Here is an 8,592-nt window from a genome sequence, read left to right on the forward strand (position 1 = left end):
TGAGATCTTCGGGGGAATCGATCCTCTGAAGGACGCCGCCCATCCGAACCAACCCGCTCCTTCGCCCTACGTACCGTTTCACTGTCTTCGTCTGGGATTCCTTCTCCCGCGGACGATGGAAATCCCCGTGACCCGCGCGAAAGCCGCCGCAATTCGCCCCACGGTCAGCATCACCTGGTCCGCGGACTCGATGGCCAGTCTCTTGCCGGCGGCCTTTCCGCCGACGGTCACGGCGGCCACCGTGGCCACCAGGATGGATGAGGCGACAGCGTCCTTGCTCTTGATCCCGGTTGCGAGGAACCGCAACATGATTGTGGCGCCGACAGCTCCGCTGACCGTGCCGCAGATGTCGCCCACGAAATCGCTGCAGAAACTCGCGACTGCTGGGGCGTTCTTGACGAGCGCCAAGGCCTCGGGAGCCCCGTACACACGCTTGGCGGCCATGGCGTTCAAAGGGGCCTCGGTCGCCGCGGCCGCCGCAGTTCCGACTATATCAAACAGTATGCCCGCGCCCACAATGGTGATGAGAACGGCAATGGAGAAACCGAGGTCCAAGGATCCCGCGACCGCCCCCGACCCGGAATTGAGGGCTGCCGAGAGGACGAACGTCCACAGGCTCACCGCCAGGACGCGTCCGACACCTCGTGGCAAGAGCGTTCACCTCGTGACAAGTATGACACGACCGGAAAATCCGGATAGGTGGCAGCATCCTGAGTAAATATTGTGACTTGAGGTCCAGTAGGTTTTCCCGCCTGTACACCCTGCCGTTGCCAGCGGGCGGTTTCCCTTTACGACAGGCCCCCATCGTCGCCGAATGGGGGACTGGATTGCCACTTAGTTCACACTGCAATCCCCAGGACGCCACGACCGAGGTCGACAGCCTAGGAGTTTTCCTCTGCGGCCCCGGACGCCCCTTAGCCTCTTTTGCAAGCGGGGTTTCAGGTGGCAAAAGGTCCCTGTCCCTGGCCTAGGGCTATCAGAACTTGATACCCACCATCCCGCCACGCTCACTCAAGGCAGGCTACACTGCACCCAACACGATCTGCCCCTTCGGGCTATGCCGAATGCAGGTTTACCCCCAAGCCGTAGGGCTGCCCCTCGGCGCACCCCACGAACTTGGGCCTCCGCGGAAGCGGGGTCCACGCCCGCATGCCATTGCGGATCGCCCCACTCCCTTAACCCCCAGCACCAGCCCTCGACTGGGCGTCGAATGCCAGCACAAGGGACTTCATCGATGTGCCCTCTACGGATTTTTAGCCCCGTCTTCAGAGACGCCGGTACCGACTAGGATACTGCGCCACCTATCAGACTCGAGCAAGATTATAGCACAGATATTGGGAAGCTTCAACGGCCCAGCATGGTAAGGGATATGAGCCCTCCCAGTATTGCGCCGACGATGACTTCGAACGGTGTATGCCCAAGAAGCTCGCGAAGCTTGGTCGAGTGCAGATGGCGCTCCTCGAATATCTCCTTCATGAGCTGGTTGAGGACCCTCGCTTGCCTGCCTGCGGCCTGCCTCACCCCGGCAGCGTCGTACATGACCACCATGGCGAACACCGCTGCCACCGCAAAGAGTGGGGAGTTCCAACCCTCGGAGATGCCCACGGCGACAGCGAGAGATGTAACAAAGGCAGAGTGCGAGCTGGGCATCCCGCCGGGCCCCAGAACCTTGGACCAGTTGAACCGGCCCTCAGTAATCAGCCCGAAAACCGTCTTCAGCACCTGCGCGGTAACCCAGGCAACGAAGGCAGACATAAGTATTCTGTTGGTCTGTACTCCAGTTTCCGCAGAGAACATGGAATCACTCTCTCCGATTGGCTACAAGATCCACCGCGGCGAGGAGCAAGCCGGCTCGGGCGCCGAACGGTCGAAGCCCCAACCGGGCCCTGCTGATCAATTCGTAGAAGAGAGAAGTGGCCCGGTCCTGCCCCAGCAGGCTTGCGTAGTTCAGCCTGCCGAGTTCCTGGTCGCGGCCTTTAGAGTCCGCCAGATCATCAAGGACCTGGAATGCGAAACCGAAATCGCGCGCGAACTCGCTCAGAGCCTCGATGTCGGCGTCTCCGGCACCGCCCGCGATGGCACCCATTCGGACTGCCGCATCGAATAGCCTTCCCGTTTTGAGCTCCACGAGTGTGTCGAGACGATCGCGCGTCGCGGACGTTTCGGACGTGTCCGAAAACGTGGAATCCAGATCCATGGCCTGACCGCCAGCTATGCCAAGACTTCCGGCCGCCGCTGCGAGAGTGTGAGTGGCACGAGCCGCACGAACTGCGCCCACCCGCGAGAGGAACTCCGGATCTGCCAAAACTTGGAATGCAAGGGTCAACAATGCATCTCCGGCTAGAACCGCAACCGCCTCTCCGAAAGCCTTGTGGCATGACGGCTTGCCCCGCCGGAAATCGTCATCATCCATACAGGGAAGGTCATCATGAATCAGGGAGAAGCAGTGAACAAGCTCAACGGCGGCCGCAGGCCAAGTCGCGGCGGTGGTCTCACCCCCCACAGCGTAGCACGATGCCAGGGTCATAACTGGTCTGAGACGTTTGCCGCCAGGAAATACGCTGTATCTCATGGCCTCATGCAGGCGCGTCGGGGGCACGTCGGAAGCGGGCAGCATCCGGTCGAGGGCATCGTCAACCAGCCGGCCCAGGTCCTCCAAGGTGCTGCTTTCATGAGTCATGCTCTCGCCTCCTCGACAGACTCTTCCAGTCCAACCAGCTTGATCTGGCCATCGTCACCTTCGATGAGCGCCTCGAGCCGGCCCTGCGCCCGGTCGAGTATTGCGGTGCAGGTGCGGACCAACGCGTTCCCTTCCTCGAAAAGCGCGATGGCCTCTTCAAGCGGTACATCCCCCTGATCCATTCTGGCGACGATCTGCTCCAGCCTCGCCAGAGCAGCCTCGAACGTGATGCCTTCGGATGCCACGCCCATCAACCTCCAGTCCGGATTTCCCGCACTTCGCACTCGAGCGAACCCCGGCTCAGTTCCACCGAGACCTGCTCGCCCGGGGCCGCCTCATCTGCGCTGCGGATTGCCCGGCCGTCGGCGGCCCTACATATGGCGTAGCCCCGCGCCAGCACCGACTCGGGGTCGAGCGCCGCAAGAACTCCCGCCAGACGAGCCAGCTTCTCCCGGGACATCTGCAGTCTGGTTTGAATCTTCTGTCCAAGCCACCTGGCGTTCTCGTCCACGGCCTGTCTTCTGTGGTCCACCGCGAGGGCACCCGCCCGGACAAGCCTTGCCCGTGCGTTCTCAACCCTCCGCGTAAGGGCGGCCACATCCGGAACCACCATCTCTGCTGCGGCCGACGGAGTGGGAGCGCGCACGTCCGCTGCGAAATCCGCTATGGTGAAATCGGTCTCGTGCCCGACAGCCGAGACCACAGGGACGCGGGACGCCCTGATCGCTCTCGCGACCTTCTCGTCGTTGAAAACCCAGAGTTCTTCGGCGGATCCCCCTCCCCTTCCCACTATCAGGCAGTCCACGTCCTCCACCCGGCTCGCAAGCTCAATTCCCCTCGCTATGCTGTCGGGTGCACCTTCCCCTTGCACCAGTGCCGGCACAACCAGGATGTTGATGCCCGGAAACCTCCTCCGGGCAACTGTGATGATGTCCCGGATCGCGGCGCCAGTGGGAGATGTGACAACCGCAATCCGGCTCGGAAACGTAGGAAGCGGCCGCTTGAGCTCCGCATCGAACAGGCCCTCAGCCTCGAGTCTCGCCCGCAGCTCCTGAAACGCGAGGTAGAGTGCACCCATTCCCAAGGGTTCGAGGGTGTCCGTGTAGAGCTGGTACTCACCCCCGCGCTCATACACCTCAACCGACCCGTGAGCGAACACACTCATCCCGTTGGCAGGCATGAACCTGAGCCGCGTATTCTGACCACGGAACATGACCGCCCGAAGCCTCGAGAAGTCATCCTTGAGCGTGAAATACATGTGCCCGGAGGTATGATGCGTGAAGTTTGAGATCTCGCCCACGACCCAGACCCCCGAAAGACCGTGGTGGGCCCTGACTGCCTCAGCCACTCGAGCGGTGACGTCAGAGACGGTCAACACGCCGGCTCGCTGCCAATCGCCGGCTATCAATCATCCCACCCCCACATGGGCCCGGCGAGGAGCGCAGCTCCAACAGCATTATCTCGGGCGTACTCAGGTTTCGCGAAGTACACGCGAACGCTGGGCCGGTCCTCCGAGAGGGCGGCGGTGACCGTTCGCCTCACTACGGCATTGGACGCAACTCCCCCAGAGACCAACAACGCCGGGACTTCGGTGCTAGAGAGCCCCGCCGCGCACATTCGGGCCACTGCCTCCGCAACGGACGACAGGACCGCGGAGGCCACATCCTCCCTGCGGGCACCCAGTTCCAGCGCACGCAGAGCCGAAGAACATGGCCCTGAGAAGCTCACGCTCGTGCCTCTGACCGAGACTGGGATCCTCACCGTCCCAGATTCCCCTGCTCGGGCAAGCCGCTCCAGCTCAGGCCCTGCCGGAAAAGGCAACCCCATCGCAACACCGACCCTGTCTATGAACTGCCCCGCGTTCAGATCATCCGTCCCTCCGATTATTCTCACGTCAAACGGCCCACCCTCACCAGGCCAATGCACATCCAGGAGCTCCGTCGTGCCCCCTGAGAGATGCAATGCCAGAAACCTGCCCGTCCTCGGCATCCCCGAAGACCAAGCTCCAGCGGCTATGTGGGCTTCCTGGTGGGAAATGCGATGCAGCGGCTTGCCCAGAGCTGCAGCCACTGACTGGCCGAACCCGCCGGAGGCGAGGAACACAGGCATGTAAGAGCCTTCGGCGCGTCTGGGACTCACACTGGCCGCCACCGAGCGGATATCACTCTCCCTTGCCCTGGCAACTGCGAACGACTCTTCGAGGAGGGCAGGGAGGTTCCGCACGTGCTGAAAGAGGGCATCAGATTGGCGAAGACCCAAGGCGCCGTCGGAAACCACCAGAGGCACGCGCCCATCCCACACGACCTCGCCTCCGGATGTGATGGCAACCGACGTCGTATAGCAGCTCGTGTCAATCCCGAGGTTCACTCCCAGTATCCTCCTGACTCTCCTCTGCACCGGATCGGCCTCTAGTCGCTCGCAGCTTCTCGGCGAGGCCCCCAAGGATGCCGTTTATGAACCTCGGTGAGTCCGCACTCCCATAGATTTTGGCAATCTCTACGGCTTCGTCTATCGATGTTGCCATGGGCACACCATCGACATACAGCATCTCGTAGACTGCGACGCGCATCACGTTCCGGTCTGTCGGCGACATCCGCCCGACTGACCAATCCCGTGCCAGGCTGGCGATCTCCGAGTCTATTGCCTCACGGTGTGCCCATGCCCCCATCACCAGGCTTTCGGCATATTCCTTGGCGTGAGGTGAGAGGGGAAGGTCCGGAGAGTCTCCGATAGCGTACTCAACTGCCCGGCGCGGGCCGCACCCAGACAGATCCATCTGGTAGAGTGCCCTCATCGCGGCCTCCCGAGCCCTGCGGCGTTCCAACCCAAACCACCACTCCTCACAGAACCGATCATTTCACTCTCGTGGAGGCCACAGGAACCGGACGATGGCATCGCGGGTCTCCCGGTGGTTGTCCAGGTACCGCCCGGTCGCAAAACCGAGGCCTATGAAGAACGCAAAGGTAAGCGTCCGTAAGAAACCGAACACCATGACGAGCAGCCCGAAGATGCCCCCCACGACGGCGCCGACCACTTTGGCCATATGCCGGGGAGGCAACTGCCACCTACGACCGCCGTACCACGGCATCTGGACCAGCCTCCATACACCGGTTTCTCTTCACTGCTAGACTCTCGGCTTACTTTGATCGTGCGCCACGCTCTTGACTACCGTGTGAACGGCCTTCACGGGGACACCCACGGCGAACCTGATGAACTCAGCGAGTTCACGCTCGAGTTCCTCACAGACCTGAGGAATGCTCACGTCGGGATATACTTGCAGCTTCATCACTATGGCGAGACCATCGGAGGCACCGTCAGCTATAGCCTCCACGTCCCGAATCCCCCGGACATGCTTGGCCACTTTGCGGGCAAGAGTCTCCACTGCCGTCATGGATATGCGGACATCCCCAAGCGCGGTCGCACTGACGATGGACTTGGGCTCCCGCTCGGGCCTGAGGGCGAGGACTAGAACATAGAGCATCACCAGGACAACGAGCACCCCGCCTAGAGCTGTGGGGATCCGGTTTCTCGTCGCGACGTCGTATGCTCGAAGCGCGAAGTCGCTCGGGAACTGGTTACCCGCCGTCGAGACAAGAACGCCTGCGGCCAGGACAGCTGTTATGACCACGGACAGAACCAGGACAATGCGGTCTATGAGTCTCACAGATCCCCACCTCGTTTCACGGCCTCACCGGAGCGCCCGCCACCCCGGGGCATCACCTCACCCGAACTTCAGTTGACGGTTCGCGGTCCTCGAAAAGGACTCCGGATACGTGCGTGTTTACCTCCACCACTTCCAGGCCGGTCATGCTCTCTATCGCCCTCTTCACGTTCCTCTGCACCTCGGCGCATACATCGGGAATGACCGTCCCGTACTTGACCACGAGATAGAGGTCAACCGCGGCTTCTTTCTCGCCGACTTCGACCTTGACACCTTTCGCGAGGTTCTTCTTGCCGAGAAGCTCACTGATGCCCCCCGCGAGGCCCCCGCTCATGCCCGCGATCCCAGAAACCTCGGTGGCGGCAAGTCCTGCCACGACAGCGACGACTTCATTGGCGATCCTGACGGTACCGAGCTCGGGCCTGTCGTCTGTCTCCAAGATCCCACACCTCCCTGGCAACTGCAGAGAAGAAGCATTCAACTCCTGAAGAGTATTATACCAAAAATGAAGAAATGCGGTCCTCGACCATAGGTGAACAATTCACCGGCCGCAGCGTATCTCCTTCACCGTCCGCGTTCCACAACGGTAATTCTCGCAAGGGCCACCCCGGTGGCGCGTGCGACCGCGTCCCCGATCTGTCGTGCCCCTGCCTCTTCCAGTCTTCCCGACTTGACCACGACGCTTGCGCCACCATCTGACAGGAAGACGATCGCGTCCTCGTAGCCCCTCGCCCTTATGAGGCTCTCCGCCTCGAACTCCCGCCGTTCCACTGCGATTGCGTCTAGCAATGCCTCCTGGGCTTTCCTGCGCACCTCTGAATCGGCGGATGGATCGTTCATGACTTGCGCGATCAACTCCATTTGCCGGGCTCGGGTTCGCTCGCGCTCCAGCCTGTATTCCTCGAAGAAGCTGTCGGACTGCTCATCGGTGAGGGTTTCCTGCGCCCGGACGAGGGCCTCGCTGGACGTCTGCCCCGCGGCGGGCTCCATGAGGGTCCCACCAACGGGCGCCGGCTCGGTTTCCCTCACCTCCAACCGCGGCCGAACTGGGGAAGTAACCGTGGCAGCCGCCACGATCCCCACTATGGCCAACCCTATCAGCACCAGGGACATCCCGAGAAACCTCCGGTCAGTCTCACGGGTTCTCTCCCTGTTCATTACCTTGTTCACTCTCATCCTCCTCCATCCCTTCATCTCCCGAGCGGGACCACGAGGACCCTATGAAGCGGCAGCCCGAGCGCGGTTCCGGCAGCTGTGGCCAACTCCCTCTTCACCTTCGAGTCCGACGCGCCCTCCGCGACCACGAGCACGCCCAGGATCCTCGGGAAGCCTTCTTTGACTATGACGGGGCTTTCCCCGCGGCCGGAGACACTGCCCGCGGCCAACACCAGGTCCGAGGTGCGCCTGGTCTCGATGGACTTCCGGACGGTGCCACCGGTTCCTCCTTCCTCCGTCTTCCGCTCCTCCACCACGGTGTTCGTAGCGTACTCCCGAGCCATCCCCCCGTCGAAGGTGATCTCCACGTTGACCCGGCCCGCTCCCCGGATGCAAGACAGTATCTCCTGAAGCCTTCGCCGGAGTTCATACTGGTACGCTCCTACCGATTCGGGAGATGGGTCCCCTGAGGTCCCCGAATCCGCAGGCACCATCTTGGCCTCCGGCTGTGCCGGGCTTCCCCGGAGGAAGCTCCCCGCAAGGATCAGAGCTATGCCCAGGGCCGCGAGGAGCATCATCGGGCGGACCGCGGGTACCCGGTACCACACCTGGCCCGAGTTTCTTTGCGCCTCAGTCAAAACCTGTCCCTCCCCCACTGGTCATTCCACAACCACCCGCTCCCTCGGCACCCCCAGGGACCAGGCGATCCCGTGAGCGACCGCTGCGGCGCCAACGCTTCTCTCCCCCTTCGGGCACAGTGCCACGTGGATCCTCTCGAGATCGCCCGCAGCGGAGAGGGAGACCCGGATCTCAGAGGACTCGTACTCCGGGCCGGCCACCTCCACGACGCATCGCCTTGCCGCCTCCCGAATTGCGGCGGAGGTCAGAGACACTGCGCGCGCCGAAAGCGACGGAGCCTCCAGGGCATCCCAGGCGTAACCGGGAGGTTCGTCCTGCCGGGCATTGCCCATCCCCCTCCAGACTGAGCCCTCTCGGAGAGGGCCCTCAATCATCTGGCCCAATCCCAGGCTCGCCAGGGGGCCCAGGACCGCGCCGAGGAGTGCGAGCCCCATGACCATGTCGACAAACTTCTTCA

General features: G+C 62.4%; 13 protein-coding genes. All 13 read right to left on the reverse strand.

Going from position 1 to position 8,592, the window contains the following annotated elements:
- Positions 1-78 precede the first annotated feature (78 nt).
- Positions 79-651 carry a hypothetical protein gene (locus tag NUW23_13110; GenBank protein MCR4427098.1) on the reverse strand — a complete coding sequence of 191 codons (573 nt, stop codon included), beginning with the start codon at positions 649-651 and terminating at the stop codon, positions 79-81.
- 693 nt (positions 652-1,344) lie between these two features.
- Complete coding sequence (locus NUW23_13115) at positions 1,345-1,797, reverse strand: divergent PAP2 family protein (protein MCR4427099.1); 453 nt, start codon at positions 1,795-1,797, stop codon at positions 1,345-1,347.
- A gap of 4 nt (positions 1,798-1,801) precedes the next feature.
- Positions 1,802-2,680, reverse strand: coding sequence for a polyprenyl synthetase family protein (locus NUW23_13120; protein ID MCR4427100.1), 879 nt, complete (start codon positions 2,678-2,680; stop codon positions 1,802-1,804).
- The gene (xseB, locus tag NUW23_13125; GenBank protein MCR4427101.1) at positions 2,677-2,931 is read right to left on the reverse strand and encodes an exodeoxyribonuclease VII small subunit; all 255 of its coding nucleotides are present in this window, start codon (positions 2,929-2,931) and stop codon (positions 2,677-2,679) included. The genes NUW23_13120 and xseB overlap by 4 nt, the downstream gene beginning before the upstream one ends.
- Positions 2,931-4,088 carry an exodeoxyribonuclease VII large subunit gene (gene xseA, locus NUW23_13130; GenBank protein MCR4427102.1) on the reverse strand — a complete coding sequence of 386 codons (1,158 nt, stop codon included), beginning with the start codon at positions 4,086-4,088 and terminating at the stop codon, positions 2,931-2,933. Before xseA ends, xseB begins: the two co-directional genes overlap by 1 nt.
- Positions 4,085-5,047, reverse strand: coding sequence for an O-sialoglycoprotein endopeptidase (locus NUW23_13135; protein MCR4427103.1), 963 nt, complete (start codon positions 5,045-5,047; stop codon positions 4,085-4,087). The genes xseA and NUW23_13135 overlap by 4 nt, the downstream gene beginning before the upstream one ends.
- Positions 5,031-5,504, reverse strand: coding sequence for a transcription antitermination factor NusB (nusB, locus tag NUW23_13140; GenBank protein MCR4427104.1), 474 nt, complete (start codon positions 5,502-5,504; stop codon positions 5,031-5,033). The genes NUW23_13135 and nusB overlap by 17 nt, the downstream gene beginning before the upstream one ends.
- A gap of 33 nt (positions 5,505-5,537) precedes the next feature.
- Positions 5,538-5,768, reverse strand: a complete 231-nt coding sequence (locus tag NUW23_13145; GenBank protein MCR4427105.1) for a DUF2273 domain-containing protein — start codon at positions 5,766-5,768, stop codon at positions 5,538-5,540.
- 36 nt (positions 5,769-5,804) lie between these two features.
- Positions 5,805-6,344, reverse strand: a complete 540-nt coding sequence (gene amaP / locus NUW23_13150) for an alkaline shock response membrane anchor protein AmaP (GenBank protein ID MCR4427106.1) — start codon at positions 6,342-6,344, stop codon at positions 5,805-5,807.
- A 52-nt stretch (positions 6,345-6,396) separates the two neighbouring features.
- Positions 6,397-6,783, reverse strand: a complete 387-nt coding sequence (locus tag NUW23_13155) for an Asp23/Gls24 family envelope stress response protein (GenBank protein ID MCR4427107.1) — start codon at positions 6,781-6,783, stop codon at positions 6,397-6,399.
- A gap of 122 nt (positions 6,784-6,905) precedes the next feature.
- Positions 6,906-7,517 carry a SpoIIIAH-like family protein gene (locus NUW23_13160; protein ID MCR4427108.1) on the reverse strand — a complete coding sequence of 204 codons (612 nt, stop codon included), beginning with the start codon at positions 7,515-7,517 and terminating at the stop codon, positions 6,906-6,908.
- A gap of 14 nt (positions 7,518-7,531) precedes the next feature.
- The gene (locus tag NUW23_13165) at positions 7,532-8,134 is read right to left on the reverse strand and encodes a hypothetical protein (protein ID MCR4427109.1); all 603 of its coding nucleotides are present in this window, start codon (positions 8,132-8,134) and stop codon (positions 7,532-7,534) included.
- 21 nt (positions 8,135-8,155) lie between these two features.
- The coding region (locus NUW23_13170) for a stage III sporulation protein AF (GenBank protein ID MCR4427110.1) at positions 8,156-8,592 on the reverse strand (437 nt) is incomplete at its 5' end.

Source organism: Bacillota bacterium (genome assembly GCA_024655925.1).
GTDB lineage: Bacteria > Bacillota > DTU025 > DTU025 > JANLFS01 > JANLFS01.